The organism is Alphaproteobacteria bacterium (assembly GCA_030680745.1).
Lineage (GTDB): Bacteria > Pseudomonadota > Alphaproteobacteria > JAUXUR01 > JAUXUR01 > JAUXUR01.
This window is the reverse complement of the sequence record JAUXUR010000073.1, coordinates 1-21,638: the sequence shown is the minus strand read 5'-3', so window position 1 is coordinate 21,638 and position 21,638 is coordinate 1. Positions and strand designations below refer to the sequence as shown.

Below are 21,638 nucleotides of genomic sequence, written 5' to 3'. Positions count from 1 at the left end.
TCCTCATGCTAAAATCATTAGTTTTGTGGATAAGTCTCCCTCTTTTTTTATGCTCAGCCCTTTTTCACTTCAAGCATGAAGTACAAGTTTTAGAAGATGCTATTCAATGCATTAAATACGACATTATCGAAACACAAGAATGCATCGAAGTTTTAGATGCGGAATGGGGTCATTTGACAGATCCTCAACGATTAACACAACTCAATGCACAATTTTTGAAATTAACACCAACGGAGCCTAAACAACTTGTGACGCTTTCAGATATTCCCGAAAAATCAATTATAAATCAAAAAGATAATGACGCGGCTTTTGCACAAAATACATCTTCAAATATGGCACAAAAATTGCAGTCTAAAACAACTAACGTTACGTTGAAATCATGATACAGAAGTTAATGGAGCATTTACGCAATAATAATCATCATGAATCGGACGATTCTCATCCGCGAATGCAGGGTATTTTGCCTGAATTTGTGGAAACGGCCCATTCACGGATATTTATTTTAAATTTATTCTTTATTGCTCTTTTTGGTTTAATGGTTTTACGTGTTGCTGATTTGACGATTATTAAATACAAGCCAACACAATTTTGTGCTTCTCTTGAAACAGGCGAAGAAGAAAGCGAAAAAGCGACGTTGCAAACAAAACGTGGTGAAATCGTTGATCGTAATGGGATCGTGCTTGCGACATCTTTGTTTACAGCGTCTTTATATGCAGATCCAAGCGAAATTATTGATCCTAAAGAATCCGCGAAACAATTGGTGAGTTTGCTGCCTGAATTAGGTCTTGCTGAAATTGAAGCGAAATTAAGTGTTGAAAATAAACGCTTTGTTTGGTTGCAACGTCATTTAACGCCTAGACAGCATCATGATATTAATGCACTTGGTATTCCTGGGCTTCATTTTGAAAAAACGGAAAAACGCGTTTACTTGCATGGTCCACTTGCTTCGCATGTTTTGGGGTTTTCAGATACGGATAGCAATGGTATTGCAGGTGTTGAACATTCTTTTAATGATTATTTACGCACAAATTCAAAACCCTTGCAATTATCCTTGGACATTCGCATTCAACATATTTTACGTGAAGAAATTCTTCAAACCATCGATAAACATAAAGCAATCGGTGGGATGGGCACAGTCATGGACGTGCAAACGGGTGAAATTGTGGCCATGGTTTCATTGCCTGATTTTGATCCGAATCAAGCGAATTTGGCAAAAGACGTTGAGCGTTTTAATGCCAATACGGCAGGTGTTTATGAATTGGGTTCCGGGTTAAAATTATTGACGGCTGCAATGGCACTTGATTCGGGTAAAGTCACTTTTGCAAGTGGATATGATGCGAGCCATCCTATTACAGTTGGTAGACAACAAATCCATGATTATCGTGGACAAAAAAGATATTTAACGCTTCCTGAAATTATTGTGCATTCATCCAATATTGGTGCCGCCAAAATGGCTATGGATGTGGGGGCTGTAAAACAGCGCGAATATTTAGCAAGATTCGGTCTTTTTAAACCAACGCGCATTGAATTGCCTGAGGTAAGTAGGCCTTTATTTCCATCGACACAAAATTGGAAAGATGTGAATACGATGACTATTGCTTTTGGTCATGGTATGGCTGTTAGTCCCGTTCAAATGCTTTCGGCGATTTCAACGCTTGTGAATGGTGGTATCCTATATAGACCAACTTTGGTTAAAAAGCAAAGCAGTGAAGAAATTTTTGGTGAACGCGTTATTTCAGAAAAAACATCATTGCAATCTTGTAAATTAATGCGTTCCGTTGTATTAGAAGGCACTGGTCGTAAGGCTGCAGTACCTGGATATTTAGTTGCCGGTAAATCAGGCACGGCAGAAAAAATAAAAAATGGTCGTTATAGTAAGACAGCCAATTTAGCCTCTTTTATTGGTGCTTTTCCCATACATGCGCCACGTTATGTTGTTTTTGTGATGATTGATGAACCCAAAGGGACGAAAGAAACAGCAGGTTATGCAACAGGTGGTTGGATTGGTTCACCGCTTGCAGGTCGTGTTATTAAAAGAATTGCGCCCATTTTAGGCATACAGCCTGTCGATGAAAATGATCCTTCCATCTTAAAGAGAACATTGGTAAACTATACTGGATCAAAATTGAATGGAGTTCATCTTGCGGCTGTCAAAACTCGTTGACCAAACATGTACTCAAGATCCAGACATTTTGGGTTTATCCTCTGATTCGCGTAATGTAAAACCGGGTGATCTTTTTTTTGCCATTCCAGGGCTTGCTTTAGATGGTCGGGGCTTTATCGAAGAAGCTGTTTCAAAAGGTGCATGCGCCATTTTGACAAGTGTTGATAATAACAAAGATCATTGTTCTATACCTATTATTAAAGTTAGCAATATTCGCGCTAAAATTCCTGAAATTGCAGCCAAATTTTATCAAACGCCGCCTAAATCTGTGGTGATGGTGACAGGCACCAACGGTAAAAGTTCAACTGTATCCTTATATCAGCAATTATTATGCGCAAAAGACATTAAAGCAGCCAGTATTGGGACATTAGGTGTTCAATCGGGTTTAACGCTTCCTTTCAATGATAATTTTTATGGATTAACAACTCCTGATCCTATAACGCTTCATCGTTTATTGTCGCAGCTTGGTCATAATGGTTTTGATCATGTGGCGATTGAGGCCACATCGATCGGGCTTGATCAGCATCGTTTGAATCATGTTGAAATAGAGGCTGCAGCTTTTACGAATTTCAACCAAGATCATCTTGATTACCATGACACGATGGATAAATATTTTGAGGCTAAAACACTTTTATTTAAGCAATTAATGAAGCCTACTAAATTCGCCATATTAAATTGTGAAAGTGAGCGCTTTGATGCATTGGTTTCTATTTGCAAGGAACGTAACCAATCTATCTTAACGTATGGTAAAAATGCACAGGCCGATTTAAGATTAATCGAAATTCATCCACATTTGCATGGTCAAGATTTAAAGATCATTTATAAAAACAAAGAATATAGTACGACTCTTTCTTTATTGGGTGAATGCCAGGCCTATAATCTACTAACAGCCTTAGGCCTTTTGATTGCTACAGGTTTTGCGCTTGAGGATTTAATGCCGTTTGTACCTTTGTTGAAATCCATCCCAGGGCGACTTGAGCAAATTGATGGCGCTCCGATTTTTGTTGATTATTCTCATAAGCCCGTTGCCCTTCAAAATGCAATTTTATCGCTTAAGCAACATACAGAAGGCAAGATTATCGTAGTATTTGGGTGTGGCGGCAATCGTGATAAAGGAAAACGTCCAATAATGGGTGCTATTGCACAAGAATTTGCTGATGATGTTATTGTCACGGATGATAATCCACGTTTTGAAGATGCTGCTGAAATCAGGCAAGAAATTTTAAATACATGCCCCAAAGCTGTTGAAATTGCCGATCGTAAAAAAGCGATTGAAGAGGGTATGACAAGGCTTAAATCAGGCGATATACTGATTGTGGCAGGTAAGGGCAATGAAACCGGTCAAATTGTAGGCAATCAAATAATACCCTTTAATGACGCTGATATTATTAAAGAATTTCTTGGAAAGGTATAAGATGCAATCTTTTTTGTGGACATCTGCAGAAGCAGAAAGTGCGACGAATTGCAAAAGTAGCGCTCCTTGGCATGCGCAAGGCGTTTCCATTGATTCAAGAAGTTTAAAAGAAGGTGATATCTATATAGCGCTTCGTGGTGCGAATCATGACGGTCACGATTTTATTAAAGAGGCTATTGCTAAAGGCGCATCTTGTTTACTTATAGATACATTACCTAAAGATGATATATCTGTGCCATTTTTACTTGTGGAGGATACGCTTCAGGCCTTGCGCCAATTAGGTATTTATGCGCGCAACCGGACAAAAGCAAAAATTATTGGGATTACAGGCAGCGTTGGCAAAACAAGCACTAAAGAAGCGCTTTATATCGCATTCTCGTCAGTTGCACGTGCCATTGCAAATCAAGGTGGGCTGAATAACCATTGGGGACTTCCTTTAAGTCTTGCGCGCATTCCAGAAGATATTGATTACGCGATCCTTGAGATGGGGATGAACCATGTGGGTGAAATCCATGATTTGTCTTTGATGGCAAAACCACATTTGACGATTATTACAACGGTCGCAGAAGTGCATCAAGAATTTTTTGACTCGATTGATGAAATAGCTAAAGCAAAATGTGAAATTTTTGATGGAATAGTTGCGCCTGGTGTTATTGTTTTAAATCGTGATTGTTCAACTTTTTCTTTACAATTGCAAAAAGCTCGAGAAATTCAAAACGCAAAAATCGTTACTTTTGGATCCCATGTAGAATCTGATGTCAGATTAATGAAATTGACGATGAGTCATAATCAATGTGATGTTCAGTCACAAATTTTTGGTAAATCAATTGCCTATCATTTAAATACGAATGCACGCCATCTAGCGTTTAACTCGCTTTCTGTTTTATCCAGTATTGCGTCCTTTGGCTTGGATGTTGAAAAAGCTGCTTTAGCATTACAATCATTTGCGCCTTTATCAGGGCGGGGCAAACAAGAACTGATTCATTTCAAAAAGGGCTCATTCCTGTTAATTGATGAATCCTATAATGCGAGTCCTATTGCCGTTAAAGCCGCTTTAAACGTATTAGGATCAAGTCAAATTGGTGAAAATGGTAGACGTATTTTTGTTTTTGGGGATATGCGTGAATTGGGTGATAATGCATTGAAATTTCACGTAGATCTGGCAGGTTCAGTATGTGCTGAAAATATTGATTTGGTTTATGCGTGTGGTGATTTATCCAAGGCATTGTTTGAAGCAATACCTGCGCAAAAACGGGGTCTTCATGGGGAATCTTCAGAAAAACTTGCGGCGCATTTGCCGGGCATAGTGCAATCAGGTGATGTGATCATGGTTAAAGGATCATTGAGTATGAAAATGAAATTAATTGTCGATTCGCTGAAGGGTTTGCGTGGGTAGTTTGATAAATGCTCATTGTGTACCCTTTTAAATAAAGCTGATATTCATATTTAAGATATATAGGAAATAGAAGGCAAGTGGGATTGACTTTATTGAAAATAAAAATATTGATATAATAAACTTAACAGAATAAAAATATAAATATGGGGGAATATAAAATGAAAAAGTTTTCGATATCAATGTTTGCATTTTTAGGCGTCTTAATTTCTGCGCATGTTCATGCTTCGGCTGCTGATGCCAATACTCAATCTATTGATGTTTATGCAAATAATTGCAAATTTAATATTGATAAATTGAGAGGTCAAGAAACTAATATTCCAGGTACAAAAATAAGCACTTATTTGTCGCGAGAAGAATATACACGAGAATTGAGTCAGCTGGATCAAAATCTAAATGATCGCAAAAAAGAATTAACAGATACTATATTGAAATTAAGAGGTGAAACAGATCCTAAACGTAAAGATGATATGCAGCTTGGATTTAATCAACAATTGATGGCTAATTCGACGTACTGTAAATTGGCGACAGACACACTCTTTAGAAAAATAGAAGACACTAAAGAAAGTACAAGGGCTTCATTGGCATTAAAAGCAGAAGGTGTTAAAGGTGCTGTAAAAGGAGCTTTTGGTAAATAATTGCTTGTTGGTTACTTTTGAGAAGAATGTTCAGCGGACGATGGTATGTGAATTTTTAATGTAGATTCCAAATTGTTGCGTCTTCTGAGCTTCTGGGTTTTATGTTTTGGTGCTGCCTGGTGCAAACACCATCGGATGCAGTGCTGGAAATTCTTTTTCTTGATGATCTAGATAGAGCTATAGCATATTCATTTAGGTTAGTAATGCGTTATTCTTCGTTCATGTAGGAAGAGCTACACTTCATTCATCATTTCTTCTTTAACATTATAGGGTGAAGGGTTTATTTGCCAGGGTAAGATTATTGATGTTTTTAAATAATTGTACTAAAATTGTAATATTTTTTCTGAGTATTATTCTATCAGGTTGTATCACAAGGCAACAAGTTGACAATAGTTGGTATTCAACAACATTGAATGATCTGAAATTTATAAAAAATATACTTGCAACACATTCTGCACCCGCTTCTAATCCACAGGATCATCAATTTAGCGATTGGTTAGAGAAGGGTTTTGTGAAAGCAAACGAGCATGCAAAAAAAGCTAAAAATAGTGATAATCACACTGATATTTTGCAATTTTATGTACGTGGTTTTAAGCTTGATCATTTGAATTTACGCTTTACGGATAATTCAAAATTAAAGGATTGGTTATATCCTGGATTTTTGATCAGACTTTTGGGTGATCGTTATGTTATTGGGCATGTTGATCCCAAAATTTCCTATCCACATCCCATTAGAAGTGGTAGTGAAGTTGTAGAAATTGATGGAAAGCCCATTGATTTTTATATGAAAAATGTTTTTGCTTCTCTTTATGGCAATAAATACACAAAAGCTGAGTATATCCGTCTTGCGCCACATTTGTTGATTGATAAAAATAATTTCCTTATTAAACGTCCTAATGAAATTACGCTTTTTGAGGACGGTAAATACAAAAAAATAAATCTTGTTTGGTATCCCAAAGAAATAGATGAATTGTGGTCTATGACTCAGCCCCTTGCATTTGGTGATAAACCTTCAATTGGATATGAATTAATAAACAATGGGGTGTGGATAAGTTTGCCAAATTTTGATCCATCAGAAAAAGAAAAGAAAAAATTTATTGAAATTCTAAAGAATCTTAAAAAGTTTCGAGATTATCCATTTATTATTTTTGATGTAAGAGGTAATGGTGGTGGTAGCACAGATTGGCAAAGACCTATATTAAGAAATCTATATGGAGATTCTTTTATAAAATCTTTGGGCGTAAATCATCATTATAATCACGATTGGGTCAAAAAAATACGTATGACGCCTGAAAATTATAATGATCTTCAGAAGTATATGAACGAAAATGAAAAAAAATCTTTTTTGAGCGACCTAGAACATAATCGTACACATCATATAGAAAAATGGAATATATTTGATGAAAGAGAAAATTTATTTTCTCATCAGGATGAAGTTAAAAAATTTCCTAAAATATATCTTTTAACAGATGGAAGATGCTCAAGTACGTGTTGGCTGTTCGTAAGGGAAATGCTTCAAATGCCAAATGTTATACAGATAGGTGAGGAAACAAATACACAATCATTGTATAGCCAATCCCGAACAATTGATTTACCGAGTGCTCTTGGAAAATTAGTTTTTCCGATGCAAGAACGCGTTTTTCCAATTGATCATATTAATCAATTTTTTGTACCGTATATTAAGTATTTAGGTGATTGGCGTGATGAAGAAAGATTGAAAAAATTTGTTTTAGGCATTCTGAAGCATTAAATGGTTACCACCTATTAAATAGTGTTTTGTTGTAAATAAAAAAACTTAATTTTTTAAATGCACTTTATATATTTGTTAATAAATTATTAACTAAAAAAATATAATATTAAAATATGTAGTCAAATAACTGTGTAATGGAGATGAAAATGAAAAAGTTTTTTTATGTTTCGGCATTTATTTTTGCGAGTGTCACTTTTTTTGATAAAACAGCCTATGCTGATGCTTGTGATGATTCGATTATTCATATGAAGCAATTATTGAATAAAAATCTAGATTTTGTATCCAGCAATATAGGGATCCTTAGGAAAAGTTTTAATTCTATGGAGCAACTAAAAGCGAATCCAAATCATCCACACGCGGTAGAGCTTAAAAAGGATATTGCAAAGGCAGATGAAGTCAGTAAATTGATGGAAAACAATACAAAAGCACAAATCCCTATTGGAGAAGCTTTCCATGATGCATGTAAGAATGCAGATAAGCAAAAAATGGATAGTTTTAAAGAATTTAGTCGTGGAAATATGGAAAAATTAAGTTCGTTGTTTAAAAGTAAATAATTTCTTATTATTTAGGAGCCGTTGATATTTTGCTTAATAAAATGAGTGCAAGCTCGCCATTGCAAAAATAGTCGAGCGTTCTGCAAGGCTATTTGGGGCAATCCACACTTTTTGCTACAGCATTCACAAGTGTAGATTGCCACGTACATCCTCGTGCCTAAGCATTCAGGCGTTCTTCTAATGACAAACCATCCCGCATCGTCATCGCGAACCCCCCACAGGGGGTGTGGCGATCCAGTTAAAATCATTATAACGCGTTGATTAAATGATTCTTTTCTGGATTGCCACGGGGCTGCGCCCCTCGCAACGACGGAAACCCTAGGGTTCTTTTACGTGTATAATATGGATAACCTCCTTTAAAAAGAAAGCATTATCTCAAAAATAATATTGAATATCGATAGGTTGAAAGACTTATGGGTAATGATATGATCGCAGGACGTAGGAAGGAGGATGAATTATTTAAGTTTCTAAATTAATAAATTTTTAACTAAAAAAATATAATATTAAAATATGTAATCAAATAACTATGCAATGGAGATGAAAATGAAAAAGTTTTTTTATGTTTCGGCATTTATTTTTGCGAGTGTCACTTTTTTTGATAAAACAGCATATGCTGATGCTTGTGATGATGCGATGAATCATGTGAGGCAATTAGGGAATAAAAATTTAAATTTTGTAGAGAGTAATATTCATTTGGGTAAAAAGAGGAATGAATCAAAGGCTTTGTTAGATGCTAATCCAAGTGATCCCAGGGCTGCTGAATGGAAAAAAGATATCGAAAAATCGCAAGAAGTTGGCCTAAAATTTCAAGAAAATATGAAGGAATTTGATCCAGCTCTTGCAACGGTCAAAAGCGCATGTGTGAATGCGGATAAGAAAAAAATGGATGACTTTGATAAAGAAGGTCAAGAATTTTTTCAAAAAATAAATGAGATCTTTAAAAAATAACAATTTAATAAATGTTATTGAGATCTTTGACAGGGGTATTCAGTTAAATGAATGCCTCTTTTTTTTTGTGCTTTTTGTTCAATTTGTATTAAAATACCTATAAAAATAAATTTACAAACATCCCTTATTAATGCTATAAGTCCAAAGATTCTGTATGTTTTTTTCAGCAATGAATACAGCGCATAGGATTAAAAATCGAATGGGAGGTACTTGTTTGTACCGTTTAACCATAATATAGAGGATAAAATGGCAAAAAAGATTACAGGTTATATTAAACTTGTGGTGTCCGCCGGGAAAGCAAATCCATCGCCACCAATTGGGCCGGCTTTGGGTCAACGCGGTTTGAACATCATGGAATTTTGTAAAGCGTTTAACGCGCAAACACAAGGCATGGAAATCGGGATGCCTGTTCCAGTCGTCATTACAGTGTTTGGCGATAGAACATTTACGTTCCAGCTTAAAACACCGCCAATTAGTTATTTCTTGAAAAAAGCAGCAAGTTTACCTAAAGGTTCTGCGACCGCAGGTCGTGGTTACGTTGGTAAAGTCACAATGGCTCAAGTACGCGATATAGCGAAGCAAAAAATTGTTGATATGAATGCCAATGATATTGATGGCGCATGTCAAATGATTATTGGTTCGGCACGTACCATGGGTATCGAGATTGTGGAGTAGAAAATGGCTAAATCTGGAAAAAGAATTCGTAAAGCCTATGAAGGTCTCGACCCCATAAAATCATACGGGATTAATGAGGCATTAAAAATCATTAAAGAACGCGTAAGCGCAAAATTTGATGAGACTGTTGAAGTGGCTGTTGCTCTTAATGTTGATCCGCGTAAAGCAGATCAAACAGTGCGTGGCATGGTTAATTTGCCTAACGGCACAGGTAAAACGCTTAAAGTTGCTGTTTTTGCACGTGATGCTAAAGCTGAAGAAGCGAAAGCTGCCGGTGCTGATTATGTTGGTGAAGACGAACTTATCGATATGATTTCACGTGGCGACATTCCTTTTGATCGTTGTATCGCAACACCTGATATGATGATTGTTGTTGCTAAAGTCGGTAAAATTTTAGGACCACGTGGGCTTATGCCAAATCCTAAATTAGGCACTGTAACGATGAATGTTAAAGAAGCTGTTGAAGCTGCAAAAGGTGGACAAATTGAATTCCGTGCTGAAAAAGCTGGTATTGTTCATGCAGGCGTTGGTAAAGCAAGCTTTTCTGAAGATAAGTTAGCCGAAAACATTAAGGCACTTATGGAAGCTTTGAAAAAAGCGAAGCCTGAAACAGTTAAGGGTACTTATATCAATCGCGTAAATTTAAGCTCTACAATGGGCCCTGGCGTGCGTGTTGATTTAATTTCTCTTGCAAATTAATAAATAATCAGATACAAATGAAAACCTAGTGCTATTGCGCTAGGTTTTGTCCGAGAATTTGGGATGTGTAAAAGCGTAATTCCCATATGAGACAGAGAATACAAGCTTCTGCAAGTCGATTCATTTCACTGCGCGGATTGTTTCTCTGAAAGAGGGCATAAGAGTTAAACTCTTTCACAGATTGAACGAAATGTTCGATAGTTTTGGAGAAAAAAGTGGACCGATTACAAAAGAAACAATTGGTCGAAACACTTAATGGTGAATTCAATAAGTGTGCGCTACTTGTTGTCACGCGTCAAACAGGCCTTACAGTGGCTGAAGTGACGGCCCTTCGGGTTAAAGTGAGACAAGCTGGTGCGTTCTTTAAAGTTACCAAAAACAGCCTAACAAAAATTGCCTTGAAAGATACGCAACACGCTGATCTTTCAGACTTTTTTCAAGGGCCTACAGCAATTGCTTTTTCTGAAGATCCAATTGCCGCTGCTAAAGTTATTGTCGAGTTTGCAAAAACAAACGACAAAATTAAAGTAGTCGCTGCTGGACTCTCCGGTAAAATGCTCGACGAAGCAAGTGTTAAAGCTTTGGCTGCATTGCCATCGCTCGACGAACTTCGTTCAAAATTGCTTGGACTTATTTTGGCGCCTGCAACGAAAATTGTTGGTGTGCTTAATGCGCCTGGGACACAAGTCGCCCGTGTGCTTTCAGCCTATGCCGAAAAAGGTAACAATTCATAAGTGTTTAGACATTATCTAGATTTGGAGTAAAAAATGGCCGATTTACAAAAGCTTGTTGATCAACTTTCTACACTAACAGTTCTTGAAGCTTCTGAGCTTAGCAAAATGCTCGAAGAAAAATGGGGCGTTTCTGCAGCTTCTATGGCGGCTCCTGCTGCTGTTGCTGCTGTTGCTGGCGTTGCCGCTGAAGAGCAAACAGAATTTGACGTTATCCTTTCCGCTGCTGGCGAAAAGAAAATCAACGTCATTAAAGTTGTGCGTGAATTAACAGGTCTTGGGCTTAAAGAAGCTAAAGATCTCGTTGAAGGTGCGCCACAGCCTGTTAAGCAAGCTGTTTCTAAAGACGAAGCACAAAAAGTTAAAGAAAAACTTGAAGCTGAAGGCGCAAAAGTCGATATTAAATAACGACTTTTTAAGCTTTTACGGAAGGGGCGCGCAATTTATTGCGTGCCTTTCTGTACTTTAAAATGCAGATGTTTTGAATTTGGGATAGCGTTATAAAGCTAATTAAATTGTTTTTCTTATAAAACAAATAGCTATAAAGATGTTATCAATTAAGGTTTAGGTTTTTGAAATTGTTTGACGCGTCAATGGGAAAAACAACTATTTTTTCTTTTGTATATATAATGAATCTTGCTCAAACATTTTCTTTTTTTGTATTAAAGCGCAGCTTATTTGCGCTCAATTATTTAGTTTTTTTGTGCCGTTTTATGAATTCAGACTTACTCCTACAATGTATAAAGCAAAATTCTTCTCTTTTGCGTGCTCAAATTGCGCATATTGTACGTTTTAGATTTGTCTTGGGATATAAGCGCAACAAAACACACTTCTTTCTCGACGGATTTCCCCACTTTGTGCGGGATTACGTTTTTAGCCGCCACTAAAAATAAGAACTTAAGGAGCTCCAATGGCCAAACTACTTGTTGAACGGAAAAGGGTTCGTAAAAATTTCGGACGTATTCCCGAAGTAGCACCAATGCCTAATTTGATAGAGGTTCAAAAAACTTCTTACGAAAATTTCCTTCAAAGGGATGTTGATTCTACAAAAAGACCTAATTCTGGTCTTCAAGAAGTGATTGCTTCTGTTTTTCCCGTGAAAGATTATTCGGGTAGGGCACATCTTGAGTTTGTAAAATATGAATTTGAGCCTTCTAAATATGATGTAGACGAATGTCGTCAACGTGGTATGACATTTTCGTCGCCGCTAAAAGTGACTTTACGTCTCGTCGTTTGGGACATTGATGAAGACACTGGCGCACGCTCTATTCGTGACATTAAAGAACAAGACGTCTATATGGGTGATATTCCACTCATGACCGACGAAGGTACTTTTGTTGTCAATGGTACAGAACGTGTTATCGTTTCACAGATGCATCGGTCACCTGGCGTGTTCTTTGATCATGATCGTGGACGTACACATGCTTCTGGTAAATATCTTTATGCAGCCCGCATCATTCCGTATCGTGGATCTTGGGTTGATTTTGAATTTGATGCAAAAGATATTTTAAACGTCCGTATCGATAGACGTCGTAAGTTACACGTCACAACTTTATTACGTGCGCTTGATTCAGAATACACCGAAAAAACACGTATCGAAAAAGCCAAAAAGGGCGAAGATCTTCTGCCTACAGATGTTTTCGGCATGAATGAAGATGAAATTCTTTCAACTTTCTACAAAACAATTACCTACACATTGACAAAAAATGGTTGGGTTGTTGATTTTGATATTGAAACCCTCAAGGGCATGAAGCTTCCTGAGAATCTTGTCGATGCTGAAAGCGGCGAAATTAAAGCTGAAAAAGGCGTTAAAGTCACACCGCGTTTGGCTAAAAAATTAGTTGGTGAAGGTTTAAAATCACGTATTGCATTCCCTGATGAGCTTTTAGGCCGTTATGTTGCCCAAGATCTTGTGAATGAAGATAGTGGTGAAATATATGCTGAAGCTGGTGACGAAATATCTCAAGATATTTTAGATCGTTTGATTAAGCTTGATATTACTATTATTCCGACGCTTGCGATTGATCACATTAATATCGGGCCTTACATTCGTAATACGCTTGTGACGGATCGTGCACGTTCACGCGAAGAAGCATTGATCGATATTTATCGTGTCATGCGTCCTGGCGAACCACCAACCTTGGATGCTGCAGAAGCACTTTTCTCTGGTTTGTTTTTTGACATCGAACGATATGATTTATCGGCCGTTGGTCGTGTTAAAATGAATTCGCGTCTTGGTCTTGATTTACCAGATACGTTCCGCGTATTGTGCAAAAAAGATATGCTTTCCATTATTAAGGTCTTAACAGATCTTAAAGATGGACGTGGTGAGATCGATGATATTGATCATCTAGGTAATCGTCGTGTGCGTTCTGTTGGTGAATTGATGGAAAATCAATATCGCTTAGGGTTGTTGCGTATGGAACGTGCGATCAAAGAACGAATGAGTTCTGTTGATATTGACACGGTCATGCCGCATGATTTGATTAATGCGAAACCGATTGTTGCTGTATTGCGTGAATTCTTTGGATCATCGCAATTATCCCAATTTATGGATCAAACAAATCCATTGTCTGAGATTAACCATAAACGTCGTTTATCAGCTTTGGGACCTGGGGGTCTTTCAAGAGATCGCGCAAGTTTCGAGGTTCGTGACGTTCATCCAACGCATTATGGCCGTATTTGCCCTATTGAAACACCTGAAGGTCAAAACGTTGGTTTGATTAACTCTTTGGCTACCTATGCACGTGTGAATCAATATGGTTTTATCGAAACACCTTATCGTAAAGTTGTGAATTCGAAAGTGACAATGGATGTTGTCTATCTTTCAGCGATTGAAGAAGGTCGATATTATATTGCGCAAGCCAGCGTACCCTTAACTGAAGATGGTACTTTTGCTGAAGAACTTGTGAATTGTCGTTATAACAGTGATTATGTTTTAGGTCGTCCTGAAGATATTCAATATATCGACGTTTCGCCTAAACAAATCGTGTCAGTTGCTGCATCTTTGATTCCTTTCCTTGAAAACGATGATGCGAATCGTGCCTTGATGGGCTCGAACATGCAACGTCAAGCGGTTCCTTTGTTACGTGCAGAAGCGCCACTTGTCGGAACGGGTATGGAATTACCTGTTGCACGTGATTCAGGCGCTGTTGTACTCGCTAAAAGACCAGGTATTGTTGATCAGATTGATGCAAAACGTATTGTGATTCGTGTTTCGGCAGAAACAGCGCAAAACGATGCGGGTGTTGATATCTATAATCTACTGAAATTCCAAAGGTCTAACCATAATACATGTATTAACCAAAAACCACTTGTGAAAGTCGGTGATTTTGTTAATGCAGGCGATATTATTGCGGATGGTCCTGCAACGGATTTAGGCGAGCTTGCTTTAGGACGTAACGTTCTTGTGGCTTTCATGACCGCCAATGGATACAACTTTGAAGATTCTATTCTGATTTCAGAACGCATTAGTCGTGATGACGTATTCACATCGATTCATCTTGAAGAATTTGAAGCGATGGCCCGTGATACGAAATTAGGTGAAGAAGAAATTTCCCGCGATATTCCAAATGTGGGTGAAGAAGCTTTACGTAATCTTGATGAAGCAGGGATTGTCCATATCGGTGCTGAAGTTATTCCTGGTGATATTCTTGTTGGTAAAGTGACACCTAAGGGTGAATCACCAATGACACCTGAAGAAAAATTGCTTCGTGCGATCTTTGGTGAAAAAGCATCTGACGTTCGTGATAGTTCTTTACGTGTCCCTCCTGGGGTGCAAGGAACTGTTGTTGAAGTGCGTGTTTTCTCCCGTCGTGGCGTTGATAAAGATGAGCGCGCCTTGTCGATTGAACGTACCGAAATCGAACGTATGGCACGTGATAAAGATGATATGCTCGCCATTTTAGAGCGTAATTCTAAGGCACGTTTACAAGAATTACTTCTTGGTCAAAATGCAACGAAAGGCCCTAAAGGCTTTAAAGCTGGTATTTTAACACAAGAAATGCTTGATACGTTTACCTTCCGTCAATGGCGTCAATTTGTCGTTAAAGATGATGCAATTATGGATAAAATCGAAGCTGTTAATAAGCATTTCGATGATTCAGTTGATCATTTGCAAGAAAAATTCGAAAGCCGTGTTGATAAACTCCAACGTGGTGATGAATTGCCTCCTGGGGTTCTTAAAATGGTTAAAGTCTTTATCGCTGTGAAGCGTAAGCTTCAAGCAGGCGATAAAATGGCTGGTCGTCATGGTAATAAGGGTGTTGTTTCTCGTATTGCGCCTGTTGAAGATATGCCTTACATGGAAGATGGTACGCCCGTAGATATCGTATTGAATCCATTGGGTATTCCTTCACGTATGAATGTTGGTCAAATTCTTGAAACCCATTTGGGTGCTGCAGCTTACGGGCTTGGTAAAAAGATTGAGCAATCACTTCGTGCCTACCGTGAAAGCAATAACATCAACACGATTAAAGATGTTTTTACACAGATTTATGGTGAAAAAGCCTTTAAAGCAGATATGGGTGATTTTAAAGATCAAGAAATTATTGATATCGCGCATCAAATGAAAAAAGGTGTGCCGATGGCAACACCCGTTTTCGATGGTGCTAGTGAAGATGATATCAATGCGTTATTGGCTTTAGCAGGTATTTCACGCACAGGTCAGTACATATTGAAGGATGGTCGTACGGGTATTCCTTTTGATAGACCTGTGACTGTTGGCTATATCTACATACTTAAGCTTCACCATTTGGTTGATGATAAGATTCACGCACGTTCCATCGGACCATATTCACTTGTGACGCAACAACCATTGGGCGGTAAAGCGCAATTTGGTGGACAGCGTTTCGGGGAGATGGAAGTCTGGGCGCTTCTTGCTTATGGTGCTTCTTATAGCTTGCAAGAAATGCTGACGGTTAAGTCGGATGACGTTGCAGGACGTACGAAAGTCTATGAAGCAATCGTTCGGGGTGATCATACGTTAGAGGCAGGTATACCTGAATCCTTTAATGTTCTTGTGAAAGAGCTTCGCTCTTTGGGCTTGAATGTGGAATTGCTCCAAGAAGATGTATAATTCTTCTTTATGATATTAAGGCTTAGTCTAGATGGCTAAGCCTTAAAAAACAAAATTTTTAAAAGACCAAAAAAGCAAATTCTTCGGCGATAGAACGAAGAAATATCTTAGATGGTCAACATGAGTGAGGCGTTTAATGAAAAATGTCATGAATCTTTTCGGTCAGCAAGGCGGCAATGTACAAAGCTTTGACAGAATGCGTATATCGATTGCTAGTCCTGAAAAAATACGTTCTTGGTCCTATGGTGAAGTCAAAAAGCCAGAAACCATCAATTATCGTACCTTTAAACCTGAACGTGACGGTTTATTTTGTGCGCGTATTTTCGGACCTATTAAAGATTATGAATGCTTATGCGGTAAATATAAGCGCATGAAATATCGTGGCATTGTCTGCGAAAAATGCGGTGTTGAAGTCACATTAAGTAAAGTTCGTCGCGAACGTATGGGACATATCGAACTTGCTGCACCTGTTGCACATATTTGGTTCCTGAAATCACTCCCAAGTCGTGTGTCAACATTGCTTGATATGACACTTAAAGATATTGAACGTGTTCTTTATTTTGAAACCTATTTGGTTTACGAACCTGGTTTAACACCTCTTAAATTAATGCAAGTTTTGTCGGAAGATGAATATCAGCAAGCACGCGAACAATATGGCGATGAATCTTTTTCAGCGGGTATTGGTGCAGAAGTTATTAAACGCATTTTAGCGGGCATCGATCTTGAAACAGAACTTAAAACGCTTACAGAAGATTTACGTGAAGCGAATTCAGAATTAAAACGTAAAAAACTCATTAAACGTTTGAAATTGATTGAATCTTTCACAGAATCTGGCTGCCGTCCTGAATGGATGGTTTTAGATGTTATTCCTGTGATTCCACCAGAACTTCGCCCGCTTGTGCCACTTGATGGTGGTCGTTTTGCGACGTCAGATCTTAACGATTTATACAGACGTGTTATCAACAGAAACAATCGCTTACGTCGTCTTATAGAATTACGTGCCCCTGATATTATTGTGCGTAACGAAAAAAGAATGTTGCAAGAATCAGTTGATGCTCTGTTTGATAATACACGTCGTAGCAGACCTATTACGGGTACGAATAAACGTCCGCTTAAATCTTTGTCAGATATGCTCAAAGGTAAACAAGGTCGTTTCAGGCAGAATCTTCTTGGAAATCGTGTCGATTATTCTGGTCGTTCTGTTATTGTTGTGGGTCCTGAATTAAGGCTTCATCAATGCGGTTTACCGAAAAAAATGGCGCTTGAATTATTCAAACCCTTTATTTATTCCAAATTAGAACTTTATGGATTAGCCACAACCATTAAGGCCGCTAAACGCCTTGTAGAGCGCGAAAGACCTGAAGTCTGGGATATTCTTGAAGAAGTTATTAAAGAACATCCAGTGCTTCTTAACCGTGCGCCAACGCTTCACCGTTTGGGTATCCAAGCGTTCGAACCTGTGTTGGTTGAGGGTAAGGCTATTCAGCTCCATCCGCTTGTTTGTAAAGCATTTAATGCCGATTTCGACGGCGATCAAATGGCCGTTCACGTGCCTTTGTCACTTGAGTCGCAGCTTGAAGCCCGCGTTTTAATGATGTCAACCAATAATATCCTTAGTCCTTCTAACGGTAAGCCTATTATTGAGCCAACAAAAGATATCGTTTTGGGTCTATATTACCTTTCCGTTATGCGTGATGGTGAAATAGGCGAGGGCACATGTTTTGGATCTGTTTCAGAAATCGAACATGCTGTTGAGCAAGGGTTGATCACATATCATTCTAAAATTCGTGCACGCTTTGAATCCATTGGTGAAGATGGCAAGCCTTATCGTAAGGTGTATGAAACATCGCCTGGCCGTATGCTGATTTCAGAATTATTGCCAAGACATGGTAAAATTACCTTTGATCTTATCAATAGACATTTGACTAATAAAGATATCGCTGAAGTTGTTGACGTTGTGTATCGTCATTGTGGACCAAAAGCAACGGTGATTTTTGCCGATCATTTGATGTCACTTGGTTTCCGTTATTCAACACGTTCCGGTATTTCATTCGGTAAAGATGATCTTGTGATTCCGCCAGCTAAAATTAAGCTTGTTGCTGATTCACAAGTTAAGATTAAAGAATATGAACAACAATATCTCGATGGGCTTATTACCCAAGGGGAAAAATACAATAAAGTTGTTGACGTTTGGGCACAATGTACCGATCGCGTCGCTGACGAGATGATGAAAGTTATTTCGAAAATTAAACCAGGTGAACCGATTAATGCTGTTTATATGATGGCACATTCGGGCGCCAGGGGTTCCGCTGCACAAATTAAACAATTGGCTGGTATGCGTGGCTTGATGACGAATCCATCGGGTGACATTATCGAAACGCCAATTATTTCGAACTTTAAAGAAGGCTTGACCGTTCTTGAGTATTTCAACTCAACCCATGGTGCACGTAAAGGTCTTTCTGATACGGCGCTTAAAACCGCTAACTCAGGGTATTTAACACGTCGTTTGGTTGACGTTGCGCAAGATTGTATTATTTCAGACCATGATTGTGGTACGGATAACGGTTTGATAATGACAGCTGTTATGGAAGGTGGTGAGGTTATCTCCGAACTTTCAGATCGTATCCTTGGTCGTACAATGGCTGAAGATTTGGTCGACATTCATGGCGTCATGGTTATGCCTAAAGGCACATTGGTCGATGAGCCCATGGTTGATCAGATTATTTTATCAGGTGTTGATACTGTTCTTGTACGTTCGGTTCTAACATGTGAAGCCAAAGTTGGTGTTTGCGCCCTTTGTTATGGTCGTGATCTTTCACGTGGGACATTGGTTAATATTGGTGAAGCTGTCGGTGTTATCGCGGCCCAATCGATTGGTGAACCAGGTACTCAGCTTACAATGCGTACGTTCCACATTGGTGGTGCCGCGCAAAAAGGTGTTGAACAATCACATATTGAAGCCTCATTTGATGCGACTATCAAGCTTATCAATTATAGCTTTGTGACCAATAGTTCGGGTGCTAAAATTCTTATGTCGCGTAACTGTAAGTTAAAACTTATGGATAAAGATGATCGCGAAAAAGCAAGTTATGACATTCCTTATGGTGCGAAAGTTCTTATTGAAGACGCACAACCTGTCAAAAAAGGCGTTCGTATGGCAGAATGGGATCCATATACCATTCCCGTTATTACTGAAAAGTCTGGTATTGCGCATTATGTTGACCTCGTTGAAGGGGCATCCGTTCGTGAGATTCTTGATGAGGAAACTGGTCTTTCCAATAAAGTTGTCATGGATTGGAAGCAACAAGTTCGTGCCGCAGATTTGAAACCACGTATTACATTACGTGATGACAAAGGCGAAAATATTACACTTGAAAACGGTTTGGAAGCACGTTATTTCCTTTATACTGATGCGATTATCAGTGTTGAGAATGGTGCAAAAGTTCAAGCTGGTGACGTTCTTGCGCGTATTCCACGTGAATCTTCAAAATCACGTGATATTACAGGGGGTCTACCTCGTGTGGCTGAACTTTTCGAAGCACGTCGTCCTAAGGATTTTGCAATCATTAGTGAAGTCGATGGTCGGGTTGTTTATGGTAAAGATTACAAGACAAAACGCCGTATCACTGTTGAGCCATTACAAGAAGATTCGCCACCTATTGAATATATGATTCCAAAAGGGAAGCATATTGCCGTTCAAGAGGGCGACATCGTCAAACGTGGTGATTTATTGGTCGATGGAAGTCCAGTGCCACATGACATTCTACGTATTCTTGGTGTTGAAGCTTTAGCCAATTATTTGATCAGAGAAATTCAAGACGTTTATCGTTTGCAAGGGGTGGGGATCAATGATCGTCACATTGAAATGATTGTACGTCAAATGCTTCAAAAAGTAGAAATTATCGATGCTGGTGATACGACTTATCTTATTGGTGAGCAAGTCAGTAAAAGCGAATTTTTACGTGAAAATGAAAAAATGGTTGCGAAGAATTTAAGACCAGCGCGATCAGATTTTGTTCTTCAGGGGATCACGAAAGCTTCCTTGCAAACGAATTCCTTTATTTCGGCAGCGTCATTCATGGAAACCACACGTGTGCTTACCGAAGCCGCTGTTGCTGGTAAAAGTGATCCGCTCGCAGGGCTTAAAGAAAACGTTATCGTTGGTCGCTTGATTCCTGCAGGAACAGGTTTTGTGTTGAACAGGTTAAAGCAAGAAGCGCTTTTAAAACGTGAGAAACGCGCCGCCAAGCCTGCAAATCAAGAGCTTGAGTTGGAAACATCAACGAAACGCTCGATCGTTTAAGAAGTATTAAAAAGGGTAGGGGGAAACCCCTATTTTTTTGAGATAGGATTTTTGCCAATCTACCGGACAAAAAATAAAATTGCTACGACTTCACCTCTCCCCTTGTGGGAGAGGTCGGCGCATAGCGACGGGTGAGGGGTGTCTAAAACGTTTAGAAAGTACAACTCTATCATACCTCAATTAAGTATTAACAAACAAATACTCATCTTTTCAAAATTGTAAAATACCCCTCACCCGCTTCCTTTGGTCGCGACCTCTCCCACAAGGGGAGAGGTATAAACAAAACAATTTCATTTTTGTCCGGTAGATTAATACGTGGCTACTTTAATATTCAACAGCACCTTCTTCGGTGAATTCTTTAATTTTTATTTCATCAAAAATTTGATAAAAATTAAAGTCCTTTATTTGCTGTTTGCGCCTTATCTCGATAAATTCGTTGTAATTATTTTTAAAGCTTTCAGCCAGTATTTCGTGTTTTTTATGAAGGCGTTCAACATCATCAATTTTACAAAACAATTCAAAATCTTGTTGTTCGATATCATTAATGGGTTTTGGTCATCTTTGTAAATTTTGCTAAAGCCCATATATTCATCAGAAGATACACAAAATAGATTAGAGCCTGTGCCGGTGCCATTTGGTTTAAAGTCTCTATATTGTTTTATGTTTGTGAGATATGCAATAGATCCTGGAATGGGGGTTCCTGACAATGGTGTAATAAATTGTAAGGGTAATTCATGAAAAAATTCTTCGCTCTCAATATTTGAAAGATCAGTAAAGTTTAATATATGGTGAAATCTAAAAGCGTATTCCTTAAATTTATCTTCTCCCATAATCTCTTTTAAGCAAAGAAGTTTGGCCGTGGTAAGTGCAATAGCACATTCTAAAGCGGCTGGTTTATTGATCAGATCAATAAGCGCTTCAACAATATGCGCGGGATTGCTTTTTAAAATTAGGGTTGGTACACGTCCACTATTTGTATTGGCGTTTGCTTGAATCCATTTTGCTTCCCAATATTCAGATTCTGTGGATAGAATGCCATCAGCAGCGACATATTTCCAGTTTTCATTGATTTTTTGGTATGTATAGTGAAATGAGTTGAAAATCTTACAAAGTTGCTATAAAACAATGTGTTATGAGTTATTCAGTAGATGTAAGAGAGAAAGTGCTCTCTTACATTGAAGAAGGAGGAAAAAAATCTGCAGCAAGTAAATTGTTTAAGATTTCTCGTTCAGCAATAGATGAATGGTTGTTAAGAAAAAAAGTGAGAGGACATTTAAATCCTGATGAATATT

15 protein-coding genes are annotated in these 21,638 nt (G+C 38.3%); 14 read left to right on the top strand and 1 reads right to left on the bottom strand.

The genetic code is table 11. The annotated features are described in order from the left end of the window. The first annotated feature begins 5 nt into the window (after positions 1–5). The 14 genes from Q8L85_08355 (at position 6) to rpoC (ending at position 20,346) form a co-directional block, all read left to right on the top strand. Positions 6–383, top strand: coding sequence for a hypothetical protein (locus tag Q8L85_08355; protein MDP1724695.1), 378 nt, complete (start codon positions 6–8; stop codon positions 381–383). Beyond that, the gene (locus tag Q8L85_08350; protein MDP1724694.1) at positions 380–2,164 is read left to right on the top strand and encodes a penicillin-binding protein 2; all 1,785 of its coding nucleotides are present in this window, start codon (positions 380–382) and stop codon (positions 2,162–2,164) included. The genes Q8L85_08355 and Q8L85_08350 overlap by 4 nt, the downstream gene beginning before the upstream one ends. Further along, positions 2,142–3,578 carry a UDP-N-acetylmuramoyl-L-alanyl-D-glutamate--2,6-diaminopimelate ligase gene (locus Q8L85_08345; protein ID MDP1724693.1) on the top strand — a complete coding sequence of 479 codons (1,437 nt, stop codon included), beginning with the start codon at positions 2,142–2,144 and terminating at the stop codon, positions 3,576–3,578. The genes Q8L85_08350 and Q8L85_08345 overlap by 23 nt, the downstream gene beginning before the upstream one ends. A 1-nt stretch (position 3,579) precedes the next feature. After that, complete coding sequence (gene murF / locus Q8L85_08340; GenBank protein MDP1724692.1) at positions 3,580–4,974, top strand: UDP-N-acetylmuramoyl-tripeptide--D-alanyl-D-alanine ligase; 1,395 nt, start codon at positions 3,580–3,582, stop codon at positions 4,972–4,974. A 158-nt stretch (positions 4,975–5,132) separates the two neighbouring features. After that, positions 5,133–5,609: a hypothetical protein gene (locus Q8L85_08335; protein MDP1724691.1), complete on the top strand. Its 477-nt coding sequence runs from the start codon at positions 5,133–5,135 to the stop codon at positions 5,607–5,609. Positions 5,610–5,913: 304 nt separating this feature from the next. Next, positions 5,914–7,359 (top strand): S41 family peptidase, encoded by a 1,446-nt coding sequence (locus Q8L85_08330; protein ID MDP1724690.1) that lies wholly within the window; start codon positions 5,914–5,916, stop codon positions 7,357–7,359. A 146-nt stretch (positions 7,360–7,505) separates the two neighbouring features. Further along, on the top strand, positions 7,506–7,913 hold the full coding sequence (locus Q8L85_08325) for a hypothetical protein (GenBank protein ID MDP1724689.1): 408 nt from the start codon (positions 7,506–7,508) through the stop codon (positions 7,911–7,913). A 543-nt stretch (positions 7,914–8,456) separates the two neighbouring features. Further along, positions 8,457–8,861, top strand: a complete 405-nt coding sequence (locus Q8L85_08320; protein ID MDP1724688.1) for a hypothetical protein — start codon at positions 8,457–8,459, stop codon at positions 8,859–8,861. Between the two features lie 246 nt (positions 8,862–9,107). Further along, entirely contained in the window at positions 9,108–9,536 is a 429-nt protein-coding gene (gene rplK / locus Q8L85_08315) for a 50S ribosomal protein L11 (GenBank protein ID MDP1724687.1), read from the top strand. Between the two features lie 3 nt (positions 9,537–9,539). Further along, positions 9,540–10,235, top strand: coding sequence for a 50S ribosomal protein L1 (gene rplA, locus Q8L85_08310; GenBank protein MDP1724686.1), 696 nt, complete (start codon positions 9,540–9,542; stop codon positions 10,233–10,235). Between the two features lie 215 nt (positions 10,236–10,450). Then, positions 10,451–10,969, top strand: a complete 519-nt coding sequence (gene rplJ, locus Q8L85_08305; protein MDP1724685.1) for a 50S ribosomal protein L10 — start codon at positions 10,451–10,453, stop codon at positions 10,967–10,969. 33 nt (positions 10,970–11,002) lie between these two features. Further along, positions 11,003–11,374, top strand: a complete 372-nt coding sequence (rplL, locus tag Q8L85_08300; protein MDP1724684.1) for a 50S ribosomal protein L7/L12 — start codon at positions 11,003–11,005, stop codon at positions 11,372–11,374. A gap of 502 nt (positions 11,375–11,876) precedes the next feature. Next, positions 11,877–16,043 carry a DNA-directed RNA polymerase subunit beta gene (rpoB, locus tag Q8L85_08295; protein ID MDP1724683.1) on the top strand — a complete coding sequence of 1,389 codons (4,167 nt, stop codon included), beginning with the start codon at positions 11,877–11,879 and terminating at the stop codon, positions 16,041–16,043. 136 nt (positions 16,044–16,179) lie between these two features. Further along, complete coding sequence (rpoC, locus tag Q8L85_08290) at positions 16,180–20,346, top strand: DNA-directed RNA polymerase subunit beta' (GenBank protein MDP1724682.1); 4,167 nt, start codon at positions 16,180–16,182, stop codon at positions 20,344–20,346. 324 nt (positions 20,347–20,670) lie between these two features. Here rpoC and Q8L85_08285 read toward each other — a convergent pair whose 3' ends face one another. Further along, complete coding sequence (locus tag Q8L85_08285; protein MDP1724681.1) at positions 20,671–20,862, bottom strand: hypothetical protein; 192 nt, start codon at positions 20,860–20,862, stop codon at positions 20,671–20,673. Positions 20,863–21,638: the final 776 nt, after the last annotated feature.

Coding starts and splice junctions, on each gene's coding strand:
- Q8L85_08355 (MDP1724695.1), top strand. CDS start 6: ATGCTAAAATCATTAGTTTTGTGGATAAGTCTCCCTCTTTTTTTATGC.
- Q8L85_08350 (MDP1724694.1), top strand. CDS start 380: ATGATACAGAAGTTAATGGAGCATTTACGCAATAATAATCATCATGAA.
- murF (MDP1724692.1), top strand. CDS start 3,580: ATGCAATCTTTTTTGTGGACATCTGCAGAAGCAGAAAGTGCGACGAAT.
- Q8L85_08335 (MDP1724691.1), top strand. CDS start 5,133: ATGAAAAAGTTTTCGATATCAATGTTTGCATTTTTAGGCGTCTTAATT.
- Q8L85_08330 (MDP1724690.1), top strand. CDS start 5,914: ATGTTTTTAAATAATTGTACTAAAATTGTAATATTTTTTCTGAGTATT.
- Q8L85_08325 (MDP1724689.1), top strand. CDS start 7,506: ATGAAAAAGTTTTTTTATGTTTCGGCATTTATTTTTGCGAGTGTCACT.
- Q8L85_08320 (MDP1724688.1), top strand. CDS start 8,457: ATGAAAAAGTTTTTTTATGTTTCGGCATTTATTTTTGCGAGTGTCACT.
- rplK (MDP1724687.1), top strand. CDS start 9,108: ATGGCAAAAAAGATTACAGGTTATATTAAACTTGTGGTGTCCGCCGGG.
- rplA (MDP1724686.1), top strand. CDS start 9,540: ATGGCTAAATCTGGAAAAAGAATTCGTAAAGCCTATGAAGGTCTCGAC.
- rplL (MDP1724684.1), top strand. CDS start 11,003: ATGGCCGATTTACAAAAGCTTGTTGATCAACTTTCTACACTAACAGTT.
- rpoB (MDP1724683.1), top strand. CDS start 11,877: ATGGCCAAACTACTTGTTGAACGGAAAAGGGTTCGTAAAAATTTCGGA.
- rpoC (MDP1724682.1), top strand. CDS start 16,180: ATGAAAAATGTCATGAATCTTTTCGGTCAGCAAGGCGGCAATGTACAA.